Source organism: Mesorhizobium sp. WSM4814 (assembly GCF_055811595.1).
In genome coordinates this window covers 41086-61372 of sequence record NZ_JBVVQT010000025.1, presented here as the reverse complement: position 1 = coordinate 61372, position 20287 = coordinate 41086, and the positions used below count along the sequence as shown (strand labels likewise).

Annotated in this window: 18 protein-coding genes; 10 read left to right on the top strand and 8 right to left on the bottom strand. The window is 63.9% G+C overall.

The annotated features are described in order from the left end of the window. Nucleotides 1-29: 29 nt before the first annotated feature. From AC0L2V_RS27435 to AC0L2V_RS27420, 4 genes are all read right to left on the bottom strand, one after another. Nucleotides 30-710 carry a GNAT family N-acetyltransferase gene (locus AC0L2V_RS27435; protein ID WP_473521727.1) on the bottom strand — a complete coding sequence of 227 codons (681 nt, stop codon included), beginning with the start codon at nt 708-710 and terminating at the stop codon, nt 30-32. Beyond that, nucleotides 707-1198 (bottom strand): MarR family winged helix-turn-helix transcriptional regulator, encoded by a 492-nt coding sequence (locus tag AC0L2V_RS27430; protein WP_287071970.1) that lies wholly within the window; start codon nt 1196-1198, stop codon nt 707-709. Before AC0L2V_RS27430 ends, AC0L2V_RS27435 begins: the two co-directional genes overlap by 4 nt. A 162-nt stretch (nt 1199-1360) precedes the next feature. After that, nucleotides 1361-2122: an ABC transporter permease gene (locus AC0L2V_RS27425; RefSeq protein ID WP_473508038.1), complete on the bottom strand. Its 762-nt coding sequence runs from the start codon at nt 2120-2122 to the stop codon at nt 1361-1363. Further along, nucleotides 2119-3045 (bottom strand): ABC transporter ATP-binding protein, encoded by a 927-nt coding sequence (locus AC0L2V_RS27420; protein ID WP_473508037.1) that lies wholly within the window; start codon nt 3043-3045, stop codon nt 2119-2121. Before AC0L2V_RS27420 ends, AC0L2V_RS27425 begins: the two co-directional genes overlap by 4 nt. Before the next feature lie 218 nt (nt 3046-3263). Here AC0L2V_RS27420 and AC0L2V_RS27415 point away from each other — a divergent pair, with 218 nt between their 5' ends. The 6 genes from AC0L2V_RS27415 to AC0L2V_RS27390 all read left to right on the top strand — a co-directional run bounded on the left by AC0L2V_RS27415 (nt 3264) and on the right by AC0L2V_RS27390 (nt 8708). Then, complete coding sequence (locus tag AC0L2V_RS27415; RefSeq protein ID WP_473508036.1) at nt 3264-4622, top strand: cytochrome ubiquinol oxidase subunit I; 1359 nt, start codon at nt 3264-3266, stop codon at nt 4620-4622. A 10-nt stretch (nt 4623-4632) separates the two neighbouring features. Beyond that, a complete protein-coding gene (locus AC0L2V_RS27410; RefSeq protein ID WP_091591938.1) occupies nt 4633-5637 on the top strand; it encodes a cytochrome d ubiquinol oxidase subunit II in 1005 nt (334 codons plus the stop codon). A gap of 191 nt (nt 5638-5828) precedes the next feature. Further along, on the top strand, nt 5829-6623 hold the full coding sequence (locus tag AC0L2V_RS27405) for a transporter substrate-binding domain-containing protein (RefSeq protein ID WP_473508081.1): 795 nt from the start codon (nt 5829-5831) through the stop codon (nt 6621-6623). Between the two features lie 40 nt (nt 6624-6663). Beyond that, nucleotides 6664-7335 (top strand): amino acid ABC transporter permease, encoded by a 672-nt coding sequence (locus AC0L2V_RS27400; RefSeq protein WP_473508035.1) that lies wholly within the window; start codon nt 6664-6666, stop codon nt 7333-7335. 10 nt (nt 7336-7345) lie between these two features. Beyond that, nucleotides 7346-8005 carry an amino acid ABC transporter permease gene (locus AC0L2V_RS27395; protein ID WP_091591934.1) on the top strand — a complete coding sequence of 220 codons (660 nt, stop codon included), beginning with the start codon at nt 7346-7348 and terminating at the stop codon, nt 8003-8005. Next, nucleotides 7983-8708: an amino acid ABC transporter ATP-binding protein gene (locus tag AC0L2V_RS27390; RefSeq protein WP_473508034.1), complete on the top strand. Its 726-nt coding sequence runs from the start codon at nt 7983-7985 to the stop codon at nt 8706-8708. Before AC0L2V_RS27395 ends, AC0L2V_RS27390 begins: the two co-directional genes overlap by 23 nt. Nucleotides 8709-8878: 170 nt before the next feature. Here AC0L2V_RS27390 and msrA read toward each other — a convergent pair whose 3' ends face one another. From msrA to AC0L2V_RS27375, 3 genes are all read right to left on the bottom strand, one after another. Next, nucleotides 8879-9619 (bottom strand): peptide-methionine (S)-S-oxide reductase MsrA, encoded by a 741-nt coding sequence (msrA, locus tag AC0L2V_RS27385; protein WP_473508033.1) that lies wholly within the window; start codon nt 9617-9619, stop codon nt 8879-8881. A gap of 111 nt (nt 9620-9730) precedes the next feature. Beyond that, nucleotides 9731-10009, bottom strand: coding sequence for a hypothetical protein (locus AC0L2V_RS27380; protein ID WP_128245691.1), 279 nt, complete (start codon nt 10007-10009; stop codon nt 9731-9733). Between the two features lie 420 nt (nt 10010-10429). Further along, nucleotides 10430-11479, bottom strand: coding sequence for a TadE/TadG family type IV pilus assembly protein (locus AC0L2V_RS27375; protein ID WP_473508032.1), 1050 nt, complete (start codon nt 11477-11479; stop codon nt 10430-10432). A gap of 158 nt (nt 11480-11637) precedes the next feature. On the opposite strand from AC0L2V_RS27375, the gene lepA reads away from it, so the two are divergent. The 4 genes from lepA to AC0L2V_RS27355 all read left to right on the top strand — a co-directional run bounded on the left by lepA (nt 11638) and on the right by AC0L2V_RS27355 (nt 18622). Then, entirely contained in the window at nt 11638-13443 is a 1806-nt protein-coding gene (gene lepA, locus AC0L2V_RS27370; RefSeq protein WP_287206326.1) for a translation elongation factor 4, read from the top strand. A 112-nt stretch (nt 13444-13555) separates the two neighbouring features. Next, nucleotides 13556-15577, top strand: a complete 2022-nt coding sequence (locus AC0L2V_RS27365) for a hydantoinase/oxoprolinase N-terminal domain-containing protein (RefSeq protein ID WP_473508031.1) — start codon at nt 13556-13558, stop codon at nt 15575-15577. 168 nt (nt 15578-15745) lie between these two features. Further along, nucleotides 15746-17938: a malate synthase G gene (locus AC0L2V_RS27360; RefSeq protein WP_473508030.1), complete on the top strand. Its 2193-nt coding sequence runs from the start codon at nt 15746-15748 to the stop codon at nt 17936-17938. Between the two features lie 141 nt (nt 17939-18079). Further along, a complete protein-coding gene (locus tag AC0L2V_RS27355) occupies nt 18080-18622 on the top strand; it encodes a hypothetical protein (protein ID WP_287068089.1) in 543 nt (180 codons plus the stop codon). 61 nt (nt 18623-18683) lie between these two features. Here the strand turns inward: AC0L2V_RS27355 and AC0L2V_RS27350 are convergent, their stop codons facing one another. Beyond that, nucleotides 18684-20216, bottom strand: coding sequence for a YifB family Mg chelatase-like AAA ATPase (locus AC0L2V_RS27350; RefSeq protein WP_473521726.1), 1533 nt, complete (start codon nt 20214-20216; stop codon nt 18684-18686). Nucleotides 20217-20287 lie beyond the last annotated feature (71 nt).

Below are 20287 nucleotides of genomic sequence, written 5' to 3'. Positions count from 1 at the left end.
CCTGATGCGCGGGAATGCGCCTGATGGGCTCATTCGGCGCGCTGAACCACGGCCACGTTCATCATGCTTCTCAACCTGAAGCCAATGGACTCGTATAATCCTATGGCCGTGGTGTTGCTGGCATAGGCGTGGAGATAGGGAACTTCGCCGCGCGCCGCTATCCGGTTTGCCACGAACAGCGACAGCAGCCTGCCCAGGCCACCGCCTCGAAATTCCGGATGTGAGCACACCCCGCTAAGTTCGGTATAGCCGGGTTGCTTCATGCGTTCGCCGGCCATCGCCGCAAGTCGGCCCTCGATCTTCACACCCCAAAAATCGCCTAGGCTCAAGGCTTCGAGCGTGAATGGGCCAGGCTTGGTGACCAATGCCAAGGCGAGCATCTCAGCTGCATCGTCTCGCGTCAGACGTTGCACGCGCTTGTCGGAGACCATCTGCAATGGCCGCTCGGCAATCATCTGAACCCCGGGCGCGGTCGAAGTCGCCGAGAGTTCCGCGGGCAGAGCAATGGCGTCCGCCTGAAGCAGGATCGCACTCTCGCCTGGGGAGACAAGTTTTCCGAGCGCCTGCAGGCTTTCCGCATCGTCCGCGGCACTGGCGGCGAAGGGAGCTATCGAGGGCCGATACCGCATGGCGAGGTCGTCACCTTTCGCGAAGGCTTGGTGTCGCGTCCGAAGCGCGCTCCACACGGGACGGTCAAGCAGGTATTTCATCGCGTGGCACCTTCCGGCTTCTTTACACGACGGTCGAGAGGCGCCGCGGCGAGGCCGTCCTCGATGGCGGCCAGCTGATCAAGAAGCGGCCCAGAAAGATCCGCGCACAGATCCGCGACGGCATTCTCGATGCGCGGCCAGACGTCGTGCTTTGCAACATCGACCAGCCGCTGGCCGTGCAGGGTGAGGCAGACAATCCTGCGCCGCTGGTCATCATCCGATGGACTGACCTCGACCAGTCCCAATTCGGCCAGAAGCGACACGCTCCGCGTTACACCTGGCTGCGCGACCCCGAGGGATTGCGCCAGTTCCCCGACTGGCAGCGGGCCCAGCCTGTCGAGCGCAGCCAGCAGCGGGTACTGGCTCGACTGAACCGGCACATCGAGGCAGTCGAGCAGGCGCTGCGTATCCGCCTGCAATTGCTCGCCAATACGCTTCATCCTGCTGCCCAGGCACAGGAACCCAAGGGACCTTACGACGTCTTCCATAATCGACCTGCCAGCCAATTGATAACACGATATATAACATTATATGGAAATCAAGCGCCGCCATCGCACGGCCGCTTTCAAGCGTCGTCACCAGATTTGGTCGTCTTGGGTCGGGAACATCGCTCGGATGCTGGCGCTGCGTCGCCTGGGCAGGCCGTTCGGTCAGTTCCGCAGCCGGTAGCCGGTCCTGAAGATCCACGCGACGATCGCTATGCAGACAAACAGGAAAACCACGGTCATGCCGAGGCTGATGCCGATCGAGACGTCGGCTTTGCCGTAGAAACTCCAGCGAAAGCCGCTGACCAGATAAAGGACAGGGTTGAACAGCGTCACCGTGCGCCAGGTGCCGGGCAACATGTCGATCGAATAGAAGCTGCCGCCAAGGAAGGTAAGCGGCGTGATGATCAGCAGCGGCACCAGCTGCAGCTGCTCGAAGCTCTTCGCCCAGATGCCGATGATGAACCCGAACAGGCTGAAGGTCACCGACGTCAGCACCAGGAAGGAGAGCATCCAGAACGGATGCTCGATGGTCAGCGGCACGAACAGCGACGCGGTCCCCAGGATGATCAGGCCGAGTATGATCGACTTGGTCGCCGCACCCCCGACATAGGCGATGATGATCTCCAGATAGGACACCGGCGCCGACAGCAGTTCGTAGATCGAGCCGACGAATTTCGGGAAATAGATGGCGAAGGAGGCGTTGGAGATCGACTGCGTCAGCAGCGACAACATGATCAGCCCCGGCACGATAAAGGCGCCGTAGCTGATGCCGTCAATCTCGGTGATGCGCGAGCCGATGGCCGAGCCGAAGACGACGAAATAGAGCGATGTCGAGATGACTGGCGAGACGATGCTCTGCAGCACGGTCCGAAAAGCGCGCGCCATCTCCATCTTGTAAATCGCCCAGACTGCTCGCGGGTTCATGCGCCCTTCCTCACCAGGTTGACGAAGATCTCCTCGAGCGAGCTGTTTTGCGTGTCGATATCGCGGAACTGGACGCCGGCCGTCTCAAGGTCGCGCAGCAGCGAGGCGACGCCCGGCCGCTCGCTCTGGTTGTCATAGGTGTAAGTCAGTCGATCACCGTCCGGCGAAAGCTCCAGTGCGTAGCGCGACAATTTCTCGGGTATGGTGGCGAGCGGAGTGCGCAATTCCAGCAACAGCCGTTTGCGGCCGAGCGTGCGCATCAGTTGCACCTTGTCCTCAACCAGCACGATCTCACCGCGATTGATGACGCCGACGCGGTCGGCCATCGCCTCGGCCTCCTCGATATAGTGCGTGGTCAGGATGATGGTGACGCCATCCTCGCGCAGCCGGCGCACCATCGCCCACATGTCCTGGCGCAGCTCGACGTCGACGCCGGCTGTCGGCTCGTCGAGGAACAGCACCCTCGGTTCGTGCGACAGCGCCTTGGCGATCATCAGCCGCCGCTTCATGCCGCCGGACAGGGTGATCGCCTTGGCGTCCTTCTTGTCCCACAACGACAGGTCGCGCAGCACTTTCTCGACGAAGGCGTGGTTGGCCGGCTTGCCGAACAGGCCCCGGCTGTAGTTGACCGTCGCCCACACGCTCTCGAACGCGTCGATGGTCAGTTCCTGCGGCACCAGCCCGATGAGGCTGCGTGCGGCGCGATAATCCCGGCTGATGTCGTGGCCGTCGACGCTGACCGTGCCCGACGAGCGGTTGACGATACCGCAGACGATCGAGATCAGCGTCGTCTTGCCGGCGCCGTTCGGCCCGAGCAGCGCAAAAATCTCGCCGCGCTCGATATCGAGGTTGATCTCCTTCAGCGCTTTGAAACCGGTGGCGTAGGTCTTGGTGACCCCGGAAATGGCAATGATCGATGGCATGGCTGAAAAACGGCTGCTTGAAAGGAGGTCTGTTGATTTAGTCCGCTGAATGTCGGTGCGCGCGGCCGGAAGTCAATGGCACTCCTGACATTCTGGACATCGGCGCATCCACCGCTGCCGCGGTCCTGCGGCGTTCCGCCTCGCGTGACGCCACGCCGCTTTGACCGCCTGGCGCATCCGGCCTATCTTCCCTGACATAGCAGCAGCCGGAGCCCGCCATGGACCCGCTCATCCTTTCGCGCATCCAGTTCGGCGCCAACATCTCGTTCCATATCCTGTTTCCGGCTATCACCATCGCGCTTGGCTGGATGCTGCTGTTCTTCAAGCTTCGCTACAACGCCACCGGCGATACCGCCTGGATGCGCGCCTATTTCACCTGGGTGAAGGTGTTCGCGCTGTCCTTCGCCATGGGCGTGGTTTCGGGCGTCACCATGAGCTTCCAGTTCGGCACCAACTGGCCGGGTTACATGGAGACCGTCGGCAACATCGCCGGCCCGCTGCTCGCCTATGAGATACTCACCGCCTTCTTCCTCGAGGCGGCGTTCCTCGGCATCATGCTGTTCGGCTTCCGCCGCGTCTCCAACCGCATCCACACGCTGGCAACCGTGCTGGTGGCCGGCGGCACCACCCTGTCCGCCTTCTGGATCATCGCGCTCAATTCATGGATGCAGACGCCGGTCGGCTTCGAGATGCGCGACGGCGTAGCCCACGCTACCGACTGGTGGGCGATCGTCTTCAACCCGTCCATGCCCTACCGGCTCGTCCACATGCTGCTTGCCTCCGGCCTGACGGTTTCGTTCCTGATCGCCGGCCTGTCGGCGCTGCGCTATCTCTATGGCGACCGTTCGGAATCGATGTGGAAGGCCTTGCGCACCGGTGTCTTCACCGCGGCGATCCTGATCCCCATCCAGATCTTCGCCGGCGACCAGCATGGCCTCAACACGCTCGAGCATCAGCCGCAGAAGATCGCCGCCATGGAGGCCAACTGGAACACCGGCCCCAACGTGCCGCTGGTCCTTTTCGCGCTTCCCGACGAGGCGGCAAGGGAGAACAAATACGAGATCACCATCCCCGATGGCGCCAGCCTCATCCTCAGGCACAGCGCCAGCGGCGTCGTGCCGGGGCTGAACGACTATGCCGGCAACCACCCGCCGGTGTTCCCGGTGTTCTGGGCTTTTCGCATCATGGTCGGCACCGGCGTCCTGATGCTCGTCGTCTCCTGGTCGGCCGCCTTTTTCCTCAAGCGCCGGCACAGCCTGCCGAGACCGCTGGCGCTGGTGATGGTGCCGATGGCGCTGTCCGGCTGGCTGGCGACGCTGGCTGGCTGGTACACCACCGAGATCGGCCGCCAACCGTGGCTGGTCGCCGGCGTGCTGAAAACTGTCGATGCCGTCGGCCCGGTCGCCGGCAGCCAGGTCGCGCTGTCGCTCGCGGTCTATCTCATCCTCTATGCGCTGCTTCTGATCGCCTATCTCGGCGTGCTGGTCTATCTGGCGCTGAAGGCGGCGAAGGACGGCGATGCCTCGCCGCTGCCGGGCGTTCTCGACGCGCCGCTGTCGCAGCCGGCGGCGAAATAGGAGAACGGCGATGACCCTCGACTGGCCGACATTGCTCCCCCTCATCTTCGCCGGCCTGATGGGCCTTGCCATCCTGATCTACGTCATCCTCGACGGCTTTGACCTCGGTATCGGCATCCTGTTCGCAGCCGCCGGAGACGCCGAGCAGGACACGATGATCGCCGCAATAGGGCCGTTCTGGGACGCCAACGAGACCTGGCTGGTGCTGGCCGTCGGCCTGCTGCTGGTCGCCTTCCCGCTGGCGCACGGCACCATCCTCACCGCGCTCTACATTCCGGTCTTCCTGCTCCTTGTCGGCCTGATCCTGCGCGGCGTTGCCTTCGATTTCCGGGCCAAGGTGCCGGCCGGTCACAAGCATCGCTGGAACCGCATCTTCTTTCTGGGCTCGGTCATCGCATCGCTGGCGCAGGGCTACATGCTGGGGATCTATGTGCTGGGCCTTGATGTCGGCCTCGGCGGCATGGCCTTCGGCGCGCTGGTGGCGCTCTGCCTTGCCGCCGCCTACGCGGCGATGGGCGCGGCCTGGGTCATCTACAAGACGGAAGGCGAATTGCAGAAGAAGGCGGTGCTATGGCTGCGCCGGGCGCTGGTGCTGACCGCGCTCGGCATGGTCGCCGTGTCGCTGGCCACGCCGCTCGCCAGTCCGCGCATCTTCGACAAATGGTTCGTCTGGCCGGCCATGCTCTATTTGTCGCCGCTGCCGGTCCTGTCGGCGGTGCTGTTCGCATGGCTGTGGCGGCAGACCTTCCATCTGCCCAAGGCCGGCGACCGCCATGCGCTGACGCCGTTCCTGACGCTGGCCGCCATCTTCACGCTGGGCTTTGCCGGCCTCGCCTGGTCGTTCTATCCCTTCGTCGTGCCCGACAGGCTGACCATCTGGCAGGCGGCGTCCGCGCCGGAAAGCCTCGCCATCATCCTGGCCGGCACGGTGGTGGTGCTGCCGATCATCATTTTCTATTCGTTTTATGCTTACCGCGTCTTCGGCGGCAAGGCGACGGATCTGACCTACGACTGACTGGCAAACCGCCGAACTGCACAATATTTAGGCAGTCGATTGCTCGGGCGGCAGGGGCTCGTGAAGACTGCCTTGCCAATCCCACCTTGCCAATCCCGCCGGGAAAGTCCGATTCGCAGCGATTTCGATGGTTTGGCATGTCTGTTGCTTTGCCCTGGCGACCAATTGGTTTTGTCCAGTCAAAGGGAAAGATAATGAACCGTCGCAATGTCTGCATGCTGGCCTTCGCCGCCGCCGTTGGAATGGCCATGCCTTCGTCTCCGCAGGCGCGGGCCGACGCCTTGAGCGACATCGCGGCGCGCGGCACCGTCCGCATCGCCGTACCACAGGATTTCCCGCCCTTCGGCAGTGTCGGCGCCGACATGACGCCGCAAGGCTACGACGTCGACATCGCCAATCTGATTGGCGAAAAGCTCGGCGCCAAGCTCGAGATCGTCCCGGTCACCAGCGCCAACCGCATTCCCTATCTCCAGACCAACAAAGTCGACCTGGTCATTTCCAGCCTCGGCAAGAATCCCGATCGCGAGAAGGTCATCGACTTTTCCGAAGCCTATGCTCCGTTCTACAACGGCGTGTTCGCTCCGGCAGACGTCGCCGTCGCAAAAGCGGAAGACCTCGCCGGCAAGACCGTTGGCGTCACCCGCGGCGCGATCGAAGATCTCGAACTGACCAGGGTTGTGCCCGCGAGCGTCGAGATCAAGCGCTACGAGGACAATAACGGCACTATTTCCGCTTTCCTGTCGGGCCAGGTCGAGGTGATCGCGACCGGGAATGTCGTCGCCGCCGCCATCCTCGAAAAGAACCCGCCTAAGCGGCCGGAACTCAAGTTCCTGATCAAGAACTCGCCTTGCTACATCGGCATGAACAAGGAGCAGCCGGCGTTGATGGCCAAGATCAACGGGATCATCGCCGCCGCCAGGTCCGATGGAGCCCTCAACGCCATTTCGCAAAAATGGCTGAAGGTGGACCTGCCGGCTGAGCTGTGATCGCCGCCCGCCGCGTGTGGCTGAGGTCGGATAGCAAGTCATGACCTATCAGTTCGATTTCAGCTGGCTGATCGGATCTCTGCCGGTGCTGCTCAGGGGCATCCGGATCACCGTGCAGCTTATCCTGATCGGCGCGGTGTTCGGCGTGGCATTGGGCATTGCCTGCGCCTGGGTGCGGGCGCTGGGGCCGAAATGGCTAAAACCCGTTGTTGCGACCTATGTCGAGCTGATCCGCAACACGCCCTTCCTCATCCAGCTGTTCTTCATCTTCTTCGGCCTGCCGTCGCTTGGTATCAGGATGTCGGAACTGACCGCCGCCAACCTCGCCATGATTGTCAACCTCGGCGCCTACAGCTGCGAGATCATCCGCGCCGGAATCCAGGCCACGTCGCGCGGCCAGTTCGAGGCCGGCGCCAGCCTCGCCATGACCCCGTTCCAGACCTTCTGGCACGTGGTTCTGGTCCCGGCGCTGCAGCGCATCTGGCCTGCGCTGTCGTCGCAGATCGTCATCGTCATGCTGGGTTCGGCCGTCGTTTCGCAGATTGCCGCTGAGGACCTGACCTTCGCCGCCAATTTTATCCAGTCGCGCAATTTCAGGGCCTTCGAAACCTACATCGTCTCCACCTTGATCTACCTGGCGCTCGCCATCCTGCTGCGCCAGCTGCTGGCCGGCCTGGGCGAGATGCTGTTCCCGAGGAAGGCGTCGCGATGAGACAGGCGCCATGACCGAGTTCAGCTTCTGGGACATCCTGCGCAATCTGCTTCTGGCCGCCCGCTGGACCGTTGTCCTCTCGCTGGTCTCCTTCATCGGCGGCGGCATCGTCGGTGCGGCCCTGCTTTTCCTGCGCATCGGCGGTCGGCGTGGGATGCAGTTTCTGTCACGGGGCTACATCCAGCTGTTTCAGGGCACGCCGCTGCTGATGCAGCTCTTTCTGGCATTCTTCGGTCTTGGCCTGTTCGGCATCGACGTTCCCGCCTGGCTTGCCGCCTGTGTCGCGCTCATCCTGTGGACTGCCGCCTTCCTCGCCGAAATCTGGCGCGGCTGCGTCGAGAGCATTGCTAAGGGTCAATGGGAGGCGTCAGCCAGCCTCGGCATGGGTTATCTCCAGCAGATGCGCTACGTTATCCTGCCGCAGGCCCTGAAAGTGGCGGTGCCGCCGACCGTTGGCTTCTCGGTGCAGGTGGTGAAGGGCACCGCGCTCACCTCGATCATCGGCTTCGTCGAACTGTCGAAGGCCGGTTCGATCGTCACCAACGCGACGTTCCAGCCGTTCACCGTCTATGGCCTGGTCGCGCTCATCTACTTTGCTTTGTGCTGGCCGCTGTCGAAATCCAGCCAGCTCCTGGAAAGGAAGCTCAATGTCGCTCATCGCAATCACTGAGGTGAAGAAGCGCTTCGGCGACAACGAGGTGCTGAAGGGGATTTCCATCGACGTCGCGCCGGGCGAGGTCGTCGCCATCATCGGCAAGAGCGGTTCGGGCAAGTCGACGCTGCTGCGCTGCATCAACGGGCTCGAGACCATCGATGAAGGCTCGATCGTCGTCGCCGGCGCCCAGTTCCTGCCCGACGAGGTGCATCTCAAGGCGCTGCGCCTGAAGGTCGGCATGATTTTTCAGCAATTCAACCTGTTTCCGCATCTCACCGCCGGCGGCAATGTCATGCTGTCGCAGATGGTGGTGAAGAAGACGCCGAAGAACGACGCCGAGGCGGTCGCGCGAAAAATGCTCGACCGCGTCGGTCTCGCCCACAAGTTCGATGCGTTGCCGGACGAATTGTCCGGCGGCCAGCAGCAGCGCGTGGCGATCGCCCGGGCGCTCGCCATGCAGCCCATCGCGCTGCTATGCGACGAGATCACCTCGGCGCTCGATCCCGAGCTCGTCGCCGAAGTGCTGGCCGTCGTCAAGGAATTGGCGGCGGAAGGCATGACGCTGGTGATGGTCACCCACGAGATGCGCTTTGCCCGCGACGTCTGCTCGCGCGTCGTCTTCATGCATCAGGGTCGTGTCCACGAGATCGGCGCCCCCGAGGACGTTTTTTCCAATCCCAGGACGCCGGAGCTCCGGCAGTTTCTGGGCGTGCAATAAGCTGTGTTGATATTCAGCCGGCCTGCACCCGGCGGTACTCGCGTACCCGAAAGTGCGCTCCGTTCCGGTTCTCGGAATCCACCATTTTCGGCGCGGCCTGACCTGTACCTCACCACACCTGACGCCGACATGCGTCCATTAGGACGCACCAAGTACACACTGGCAAAAGATCAGCTCTTGTTGCCGGCCAGCACCAGCACCGGCTTGTCGCTGTAGAGGTCTGGGAATAGCGTCTTCAAATTCTCGACCTTGGGCAGGTCGTTGTAGACGATGTAGGGATAGGTCGGGTTCAGCGTCAAAAAGTCCTGGTGGTAGTCCTCGGCCGGATAGAATTTTTTCCCCGTCTCCAGCGTGGTCACGATCGGCTCCGGAAACACGTTGGCCTTGTCGAGCTGGGCGATATAGCTCTCGGCGATCTTCTTCTGCGCGTCGCTTTCGGCAAAGATCGTCGAACGGTATTGCGGGCCGCGGTCCGGACCCTGGTAGTTCAGCTGCGTCGGGTTGTGCGCGACCGAGAAATACACCTGCAGCAGCTGGCCGTAACTGACTTTGGACGGCTCGTAGATGATCTCGACGGCCTCGGCATGCCCGGTCCGGCCGGTGCCGACCGTCTCGTAGACGGCGGTGTCCTTGTCGCCGCCGGCATAGCCGGAGACGGCACTGGTCACGCCCTTGACGTGCTGGAACACGCCTTGCACGCCCCAGAAGCAGCCGCCGGCGAAGACCGCCTTGGCGGTGCCGGCGGCGGGTTTCTCGTCCATCGCCGGCGGCGGGATCACCACCGCCTCCTCGGCCGAAATTGCCGGCGTCTGCCACAAGGCGGCGCCGGCCGCCGCGAGCATCAGCGCCGCAAGCGCGCCCCTGGCGAAGTTCATCCACCGTTTCGCGGCGGTTTTTTCAATGCCGGTCATCTCTGCTCTCCCATGCGTGAGTTTACGATTATACGACAGATAGGTCCGTCGCGGCCTCACATTGCCGTGCGGGCGCGTGCATTCGGCCGCGCCCCGTTCGCGGACGCGGGCCTACTTGGCCGTCCCCATCGCGTCGCAGGCCTTGGTCGCCTCGTCCTTTTTCATCGCGTCGGTTTCCATGGCAGCCTTGTCCATGCAGTCCTTCATCTTTTCGGCCGCCATCGGATCCGCCGGCTTCATCGCGTCGGTCGCCGGCTTCATGGCGTCGGTCGCCATCGCATCGGCCGGCTTCATCGCATCTTCGGCGCGCGCAATGCCGCCGGCGAAAAGCGCCGTCGAGCACAGTGCGAAGGCAAGTGCCGGCAAGGTCAGGCGGGTGAGGTTGGTCATGATGGTCTCCAGGTTGGTGGCGCGCCGGAATGGCGATCACATCAGCTCTTCGCCGCCGCCTGGGCTTTCGTTACAGCCATCACCGCTTCGTGATCGGAAGGCTCGTTGTTTTTGCAACGCTGGATATTGGCGAAAGCGGGTGCGACATCCAATCTCCCTCCTCCTTGTGGGGGACATGTCCGGCAGGACAGAGGGGGGCGACGTAAAGCGCGGCGAGGCAGCCCTTGCGTGCAGTGGCCTCGCTCCCTAACGCCAGGTTAATGCATCGATAACCGGAGAGGCGGTCGAATCTCCTGGCAACAGGGGTGGATCACGGCGGCGGGATTTTCGATCTTGGCAAGGCCGCGGGACAGCGCCCCCCTCTGGCCTGCCGGCCATCTCCCCCACAAGGGGGCAGATTGGCAGCTCAGGCGCCTGCCCCTATTGCGTAAGCACTGTTTGCGAAGGCCGCTGATTGAAGTCGCACTTGCCGGTCACGGTGTAGAAGAAGTCGGCGTTGGACACCGGAGCCGGTACGGGATTGCCGCCGTCTTCCCAGGCCTGCTGGCTGGGTTGGCCGCACGGCACGGCGGTGAAGATGTCCACCAGTTTGCCGTGCGCGACTTCAACGCTGTCGATGTACAACCGGTTCGATGTGTTTGCGTCATTCGACTTGAGCTTGGGTGTTTGGGCCGATGGCACATCCATCTGCAGATACAGCACATCCATCAGGCTGACGTCGATCACCGCGCCGGCGCCGTTCGCGGGGTACATGGTGTTGGTGCAGGTGGTCAGGTATTTCTTGTTGCCGCTCGTCTGGGTAATCGCCCCGGTAGGCAGGCCGTTAAAATTCTGCACCGTCTTGGTCGTGCATTTCTGTTCCTGGACCTTCGTGCTCGTCGCTCCGTTGACCGTATACACTGTCGACGTGCCGTAGCCTTTCGGATCACCAAAATTGTTGTAGACATAAGTGATCTTCATCAGCGGATTGATCGCCGTCTCGGTGAATTTCGTGCCGTAGAGCGTCATTGTCTTGTTCCAATGGCCCGAAACCTTGTCGACCTTGAACGTGGTCTGCACCAGCGCCGGCCGCTTGCGCACTGCCGACGCGACGCCGATCTGCACCGTGTCGACGTGGACGATCTGCATGAAGTTCGTCGGCATGGCAAACTTGGCCGAAGCATCGATGCTGGCGGTGCCGTCGGCGGCGACGACGAAGCTATCGAGCTTGGCGGTGCCTTGCCCGCTATTGGCCGTAAACGACTCCTGCAGTTTCACCTGACGGTCCGCCAGTAACGTGCTGGTTGGCAGCGTCGTGATCGACAGCGTCGCGGCATCGAGCGCATTCTGCATCGATCCCTTGGTCGCAATGGCCGCGTTATAGTCGACCGAGAGGCCCAGAGCGGCACACATCGGGATAAGCATAATGGCGAGTATCGGCGCTAAGGAGCCGCTCTCGGAACTGAGAAAATGGCTTCCGAACAGTGGCATTTCGTGTTCTCCAAACGGTAACAGGTCGTGCCTATTACGCAGGGCGCGAATTATGCCCTAATCTGATGGAGCAAAGTTTAACGACGTTGCGATCGCCGGCGGCTCATGCGGCGCCCGGCCGCTTGCCCGGGCAAGCTGCCCCTGCTAAAGCGCCCGACATGACCACGCCGATCAAGAACATCCGCAATTTCTCCATCGTCGCGCATATCGACCATGGCAAATCCACGCTTGCCGACCGGCTGATCCAGCTGACCGGCGGGCTGGAGCTGCGCGACATGAAGGAGCAGGTGCTGGACTCGATGGATATCGAGCGCGAGCGCGGCATTACCATCAAGGCGCAGACGGTGCGGCTGAAATACCACGCCAGCAACGGCGAGGATTATATCCTGAATCTGATCGACACGCCCGGCCATGTCGACTTCGCCTATGAAGTGTCGCGGTCGCTGGCCGCCTGCGAGGGCTCGCTGCTGGTCGTCGATGCCTCGCAAGGCGTCGAGGCGCAGACATTGGCCAATGTCTATCAGGCCATCGACAACAACCACGAGATCGTCGTGGTACTGAACAAGGTCGACCTGCCGGCCGCCGAGCCCGAGCGCATCCGCGAGCAGGTCGAGGAGGTGATCGGCATCGATGCCTCCAACGCCGTGCTGATCTCGGCCAAGACCGGCCTCGGGATTCCCGATGTGCTGGAGGCGATCGTCAACGATTTGCCGCCGCCGCGCGAGGGCGACATTGCTGCCCCGCTGAAGGCGATGCTGGTCGACAGCTGGTACGACGCCTATCTCGGCGTTATCGTGCTGGTCCGCATCATCGACGGCGTGCTGAAGAAGGGCCAGACCATTCGCATGATGGGCACCGGCGCCAAGTACCTGGTCGAGCGCACCGGCGTCTTCACGCCGGCCCGCATCAATGTAGACGAGCTCGGCCCCGGCGAGTTCGGCTTCTTCACCGGCTCGATCAAGGAAGTCGCCGATACCCGCGTCGGCGACACCATCACCGAGGACAAGCGCCAGACGGCACAGGCCCTGCCCGGCTTCAAGCCGGCGCAGCCGGTGGTGTTCTGCGGCCTGTTCCCGGTCGACGCCGCCGATTTCGAGGATCTGCGCGCCGCAGTCGGCAAGCTGCGCCTCAACGACGCTTCTTTCTCCTTTGAAATGGAAACCAGCGCCGCGCTCGGTTTCGGCTATCGCTGCGGCTTCCTCGGCCTGCTGCATCTGGAAATCATCCAGGAGCGGCTGGAGCGCGAGTTCAACCTCGACCTCATCGCCACGGCGCCGTCGGTCGTCTACCGGCTGCTGTTGAACGACGGCACGACCAAGGAATTGCACAACCCCGCCGACATGCCCGACGTGGTCAAGATATCGGCCATCGAGGAGCCGTGGATCCGCGCCACCATTCTGACGCCGGACGAGTATCTCGGCGGCATCCTAAAACTCTGCCAGGACCGGCGCGGCATCCAGGCCGACCTGTCCTATGTCGGCAAGCGCGCCATGCTGACCTACGACCTGCCGCTCAACGAGGTCGTCTTCGACTTTTACGACCGGCTGAAGTCGATCTCCAAGGGCTACGCCTCTTTCGACTATCATTTGACCGACTATCGCGAGGGCGACCTGGTTAAAATGTCGATCCTGGTCAACGAGGAGCCGGTCGACGCGCTGTCGATGCTGGTCCACCGCACGGCGGCAGAAAAGCGCGGCCGGCTGATGTGCGAGAAGCTGAAGGAACTGATCCCGAACCATCTGTTCAAGATCCCGATCCAGGCGGCAATCGGCGGCAAGGTCATCGCCCGCGAGACGATCTCGGCGCTGCGCAAGGATGTCACTGCCAAATGCTACGGCGGCGACGTCTCGCGCAAGCGCAAGCTGCTCGACAAGCAGAAAGAGGGCAAGAAGCGGATGCGCCAGTTCGGCAAGGTCGACATCCCGCAGGAGGCGTTTATCCAGGCGCTGAAGATGGGCGATTGAGAAGCCGTCCGCGCGTAGCTGAGGGGGGATCAGGCTTCGTGGCCCAGCGCTCGCGGCTTTATCAGCCGGCGCGTATCGGCTAAGGGCGGGGAGCAAAATCCCGGATCCGCCAATGACCTCCAAATCCTCCCCCCTGTTCCTCGGCATCGACACCGGCGGCACCTATACCGATGCCGTGCTGTGGTCGGAAGCCGGTGGCGCTAACGGAAAGGTTCTGGCCAAGGCCAAGGCGCTGACCACCCGTCACGATCTGGCGGTCGGCATTTCGGGCGCGGTCGATGCGGTGCTGCAAAAAGCCGGCACCGACCCTGCAGCGATCAAACTGGTGTCGATGTCGACGACACTTGCCACCAATGCGCTGGTAGAGGGCCAGGGCGGCCGCGTCGCGCTGGTGATGATCGGCTTTGCCGAGGGCGACCTTGCCCGCGACGGGCTGAAGACCGCACTCGGCACCGACCCTGTCGTGTTCTGCCCCGGCGGCCACGATGTCCACGGCAATGCGGCGAAACTCGATCTGTCCGGGCTGGAGGCAGCGCTGCCGGAACTGGGCGCCTCGGTGTCCGGCTTTGCCGTCTGCGCCTATTTCGCCACTCGCAACCCGGCGCATGAGCTAAGCGCGCGGAACCTGATCCGCGACGTAACCGGCCTGCCGGTCACCGCCAGCCACGAGCTTTCGGCCAAGCTCGGCGGCCCACGCCGGGCGCTGACGACGCTGCTCAACGCCAGGCTGATCTCGATGATCGACCGGCTGGTGGCGGCGACCGAGGGCTTTCTTGCTGCGCGCGGCATCGCCGCTCCGCTGATGGTGGTGCGCGGCGACGGCGCCCTGGTCTCGGCCGCCTTCGCCCGCCAGCGGCCGATCGAGACGATTCTTTCAGGCCCGGCCGCCAGCCTTGTCGGCGCTCGCCACATGACCGGCCTCGACAATGCAGTCGTCTCCGACATCGGCGGCACCACCACCGACGTTGCCGTGCTCGACCAGGGCCGTCCCAGGCTTGACCCGGAAGGCGCCACCGTCGGCGGCTTCCGCACCATGGTCGAGGCGGTCGCCATGCGCACCTTTGGACTCGGCGGCGATTCCGAAGTGACGCTGGAGGATGGCGCGCTCAACCCAAGAATCCTGCTCGGGCCGCGCCGCCTGGTGCCGCTGGCGCTGGCCGGCATGATGCATGGCGAAGCGGTGACCGTCGAACTGGAACGCCAAATCCGCGCGGCCAACCCCAGCCGCATGGATGGCCGGCTGGCGGTCAGGACTGGCGTGCCGGAGCGGCTGGCTGCCGGCCTGACCGGCGCCGAGGCCAAGCTTTATGAACTGATCGGCGCGACGCCGCTCGCCGTCGACCGGCTTTTGACATCAAATGCCCAGAACGCCACCTTGAACCGGTTGGTGTCGCGCGGGCTGGTGCATGTCGCCGGCTTTACGCCGTCGGACGCCGCCCATGTGCTGGGCAAGCAGGCCAACTGGGATGCCGCCACGGCTCGGCTCGGTGCCGAGCTGTTCGCCCGCAAGCGCGACGGCCGCGGACAGGCGATCGCCGCCACGACGGAGGCGATCTCGGAACGGGTACTGACCACGCTGACCCGGCTGTCGGCGGAAGTCATCCTCGAAACCGCCTTTGCCGAGGACGGGCTGGATGGCGCGGCGACCGTGGCGCACGCGCTGGTCCAGCGCGCCGTCGATTCCCATCCCGGCATCGCACGGCTCAGCGTCGCGCTCGACCGCCCGGTCATCGGCCTCGGCGCCTCGGCGCCGCTGCATTATGCCGGGCTGCCGCCGCTGGTCGGCCATGACTGCGTGGTGCCCGAAGATACCGATGTCGCCAATGCGCTCGGCGCCGTCGTCGGCCAGGTCAGGGTTTCGGCGGAGGCGCGCGTCAGCCAGCCCCAGGAAGGGCTGTTTCGCGTCGCCTCGGGCGAAAGCGTGCGCGACTTCAATGACGAGGCGGCGGCGATCGCGGCAGCGGAAACCGATGTCCGCGCCATTGCCGCCGGGCGGGCCAGGGACGCCGGCACCGACAGCGCCGAAATCGAGATCGCCAGCGAATTCCGCGTTTCGACCGTCGAGGGCCAGCGCATGTTCATCGAGGCGCATGTGGTGGCGGTGGCGTCGGGCAGGCCAAGGATCGCGGTGTAGGGCGCCTTGTGGGAGAAGGGGGAGCCGCACCAGCCTGCGTCAACGCAGAGGGTGAGGCGGCATTCGAAATGGAAGCGATTTGCCCTACCTTCACCCTAAGCTGAATTGACCCTGCCACCCTGACATGTCAAAGGCCCGGCCAAAGCCTTTCGCCTGGAGAAAGCCCCGATGACCGATCGCGTCGAAATCGCCGGATTGCGGATTGCCCGCGAACTTTATGATTTCGTCGTGAACGAGGCGCTGCGGGGCACCTGCATTGCAGCCGACGCCTTGTGGACCGGCTTCTCGGCCATCGTGGATGATTTGGCGCCGAAGAACCGGGCTCTGCTCGCAAAGCGCGACGCGCTGCAAGGCCAGATCGACCGCTGGTATCACGACAATGGCGCGCCCAGCGACATGGAAGCCTACAAGGATTTCCTGAGGGAAATCGGCTATCTCGTGCCGGAAGGGCCGGCCTTCTCCGTAGCGACGGACAATGTCGACCCTGAGATCTCGATGGTTGCCGGGCCGCAATTGGTGGTGCCGGTGATGAACGCGCGTTACGCGCTGAATGCCGCCAATGCGCGCTGGGGCTCGCTCTATGATGCGCTCTACGGCACCGACGCCATTCCAGAGACCGACGGCGCCGAGAGGGGCGCCAGGTTCAATCCCGAGCGCGGCGCCAGGGTCATTGCCTGGGCGAAGGGTTTTCTCGACGATTCGGTCCCGCTGACGACCGGCAAATGGGCAGGGGTGAACGGGCTTTCCGTGGCCAACGGCATGCTGCGGCTGGGCGAGGGCGCCGGCGCCACCACGCTCGCCGATCCCAAACAGTTTGCCGGCTATCGCGGCGACGCCGATAATCCCGAAGCCGTCCTGCTCACCCGCAATGGCCTGCATATCGAGATTGTGATCGACCGCAGCAACCAGATCGGCAAGACCGATCCGGCAGGCATTGCCGACATCGTGCTGGAATCGGCGCTGACCACCATTCAGGACTGCGAGGATTCGGTCGCGGCGGTCGATGCGCAGGACAAGGTTTTGGTCTACCGCAACTGGCTCGGCCTGATGAAGGGCGACCTTGCCGAGGAGATCACCAAGGCTGGCAGCACGTTTACGCGTAAACTCAATCCCGACCGGTCGTACACCGCGCCTGATGGGGGCACGCTGTCCCTGCCCGGCCGCTCGCTGATGCTGATCCGCAACGTCGGCCACCTCATGACCAATCCGGCGATTACGGACCGCGACGGCAACGAAGTGCCGGAAGGCATCATGGATGCGACGATGACGGCGCTGATCGCGCTACACGATGTCGGCCCGAACGGCCGCCGGCTAAACTCGCGCGCGGGCTCGATGTATGTCGTAAAGCCCAAGATGCACGGCCCGGAAGAAGTTGCCTTCGCCGTCGAGATATTCGACCGTGTCGAGGCGGTGCTCGGCATGGCGAAAAACACCATCAAGATGGGCATTATGGACGAGGAGCGGCGCACCACCGTCAACCTCAAGGAGGCGATCCGCGCCGCCAAAGATCGCGTCGTCTTCATCAACACCGGTTTTCTCGACCGCACCGGCGACGAGATCCACACCTCGATGGAAGCCGGCCCGATGATCCGCAAGGGCGACATGAAGCAGGCCGTCTGGATTGCCGCCTACGAAGCCTGGAACGTCGACGCCGGGCTGGAATGCGGGCTGGCCGGCCGCGCCCAGATCGGCAAGGGCATGTGGGCGATGCCCGATCTGATGGCGGCGATGCTGGCGGAAAAGATCGCCCATCCCAGGGCCGGCGCCAACACCGCCTGGGTGCCGTCGCCGACAGCGGCGACGCTGCACGCCACCCATTACCACAAGGTCGACGTCGGCGCTATGCAGGCGGCGCTGAAGAGCCGCCCCAAGGCAAAGCTCGACGACATCTTGTCGGTGCCGGTAGCGGTGCGGCCGAACTGGTCGCCGGCGGAGGTCCAGAACGAGCTCGACAACAACGCGCAAGGCATTCTGGGCTATGTCGTCCGTTGGATCGACCAGGGCGTCGGCTGCTCGAAAGTGCCTGACATCAATGACGTAGGCCTGATGGAGGACCGCGCCACGCTGCGCATCTCCTCGCAACACATCGCCAACTGGCTGCATCACGGCGTGTGCACCTCAGACCAGGTGATGGAGACGATGAAGCGCATGGCCGGCGTCGTCGACCGCCAGAACGCAGGCGATCCGCTCTACCGGCCGATGGCCCCTGACTTCGACAAGTCGATTGCCTTCCTCGCCGCCTGCGACCTCGTCTTCAAGGGCCGGGTCCAGCCCAACGGCTACACCGAGCCGGTGCTTCATGCGCGACGGTTGGAGCTGAAGGCGAAGGAAAGACCCTCGCTAGCGCGCACAGAGTTCTAGTATAACCCGACAGATATTAGCAAATGCTAAGACATCGTTGTCCCGGTGCACGCGATCTGCTACGATTTAACCACCGACAAACGGCTCTGGGAGGCCGTGCGTCCGACATCATGCACAAGAACTCAAAACCGGAGAACGGCCATGACACGGCTTCTGACGGTCGCTGCCCTTGTGGCGGCGGGCAGTTTGGTTGCGATGCAAGGCGCAGCCGCCGATGACGCTGCGATGATCAAGAGCGCTGAATCCGCCGCACCCCCCGCTGTATCAAGCGGCGCTGCGATCCACGCTATGGATGAGAAGGGTGCAATGCGCACACTGCGCGAGGGCACAAACGGCTTCTGGTGCATGCCGGACAACCCGGCCACACCTGGCCCGGATCCAATGTGTGGCGATGCCAACGCGATGGAATGGGCGATGGCGTGGATTGGAAAAAAGGAACCGCCCAAGGGCAAGGTCGGCTTCATGTATATGCTGGCCGGCGGCACCGACGGCAGCAACACCGATCCTTATGCGACGAAGCCCGAGGAAGGCAACAATTGGGTGGAGACCGGACCGCACGTGATGATCGTCAACGCAATGGATATGATGCAGGGCTATCCGGCTGACCCCAAACCTGACACGTCCAGGCCATATGTGATGTGGGCGGGCACTCCCTACGCACATCTCATGATCCCGGTTAAGTAGCTGCCGCGGCGGGCCGGGCCGGTCACCCTCCCTCAAGGGACCCTCAAGGGGGAGGGGAACGTCACGCCGCCTGCGCCATTCGCTCCGAACTCATGCGGTACGAAATCGCCTCGGCCAGATGGATGCGGCCGACAGTCTCGCTGGCCTCGAGATCGGCCAATGTCCGCGCCACCTTCAGCACCCGGTGATAGGCCCGCGCCGAAAAGCCGAGCTTTTCACTGGCATCCCTGAGCAGCGACAGGCCTGATGCATCCGGCATCGCGATCTCCTCGATGACAGAGGGGGAGCAGTGCGCGTTGGTGGTGACGGAGGTCGCGCCGAGCCGCTCGAAACGTTCGCGCTGGGTTGTCCGCGCGCGGGCCACGCGCAGCGCCACGTCGGCACTTTTCTCCGCCCGGTCCGGCCGGATCAGATCGCTGGCCGAGACCGCCGGCACCTCGATCCGGAGATCAATGCGGTCGAGCAGCGGGCCTGATATGCGCGCCTGGTAGTCGGTGCGGCAGCGGTCGCCGCGCAGGCAGCGATAGCCCGGCTCGCCGGCCATCCCGCAGCGGCACGGGTTCATCGCCGTGACCAGCTGGATGCGCGCCGGATAGGTGACGCGATGATTGGCGCGGGCGATCATGCAGTCGCCGGTCTCCAGCGGCTGGCGCAGCGCGTCGAGCGCCTGCGGCGAGAATTCGGGAAACTCGTCGAGGAACAGCACGCCGTGGTGGGCCAGCGAGGCCTCGCCCGGCCGCACGCGCAGGCCGCCGCCGACCAGCGCTGCCATCGAGGCCGAATGGTGCGGCGCGCGGAACGGCCGCCGGTCGGTCAGCTTGCCTTCACCAAGCTCGCCGGCCACCGAGGCGATCATCGAGACTTCGAGCAATTCCCGCGGCGCCAGCGGCGGCAGGATCGACGGCAGCCGCTGCGCCAGCATCGATTTTCCCGATCCTGGCGGACCGATCATCAGCATGTTATGGCCGCCGGCCGCCGCCACTTCGAGTGCCCGCTTGGCGGTCTCCTGGCCCTTGATGTCGGCAAGATCCGGCAGGTCGCGCGCCGAGGCGTGGATTCCTGCCTCCGGCCGCGACAGCACCTGCGTGCCGCGAAAATGATTGGCGATGGCGATCAGGCTGCGCGGCGCCAGAATGTCGAAATCCTTGCCGGCCCACGCCGCTTCCGGGCCGCAGGCGAAAGGGCAGATCAGGCCCTTGCCTTCGGCATTGGCGCCGATCGCCGCCGGCAGCGCGCCGGCCACCGCGGCGATGGTGCCGTCGAGCGACAGTTCGCCAAGCACAACATAGCCGGCCAGCATGTCGCCTGGAATGGCGCCAAGCGCCGCCATCAGGCCAAGCGCGATCGGGAAATCGTAATGGCTGCCTTCCTTGGGCAGATCGGCGGGCGCCAGATTGACGGTGACCTTCTTCGATGGCATCGACAGGCCCGATGCGTGCAGCGCCGCCTGCACCCGCTCCCGGCTTTCGGCCACCGCCTTGTCGCCGAGGCCGACGATGTGCATGTTGACCTTGCCGGGCGCGATCATCACCTGCACGTCGACCGGCACGGCCTCGATGCCCTGGAAAGCGACCGTGCGGACCCGCGCAACCATTTTTCTGCCCCCGGACATGGGCTCGCCCGAAGCCCATGCGATCATGCCGCGAACGGCGTCATCTGAGACAA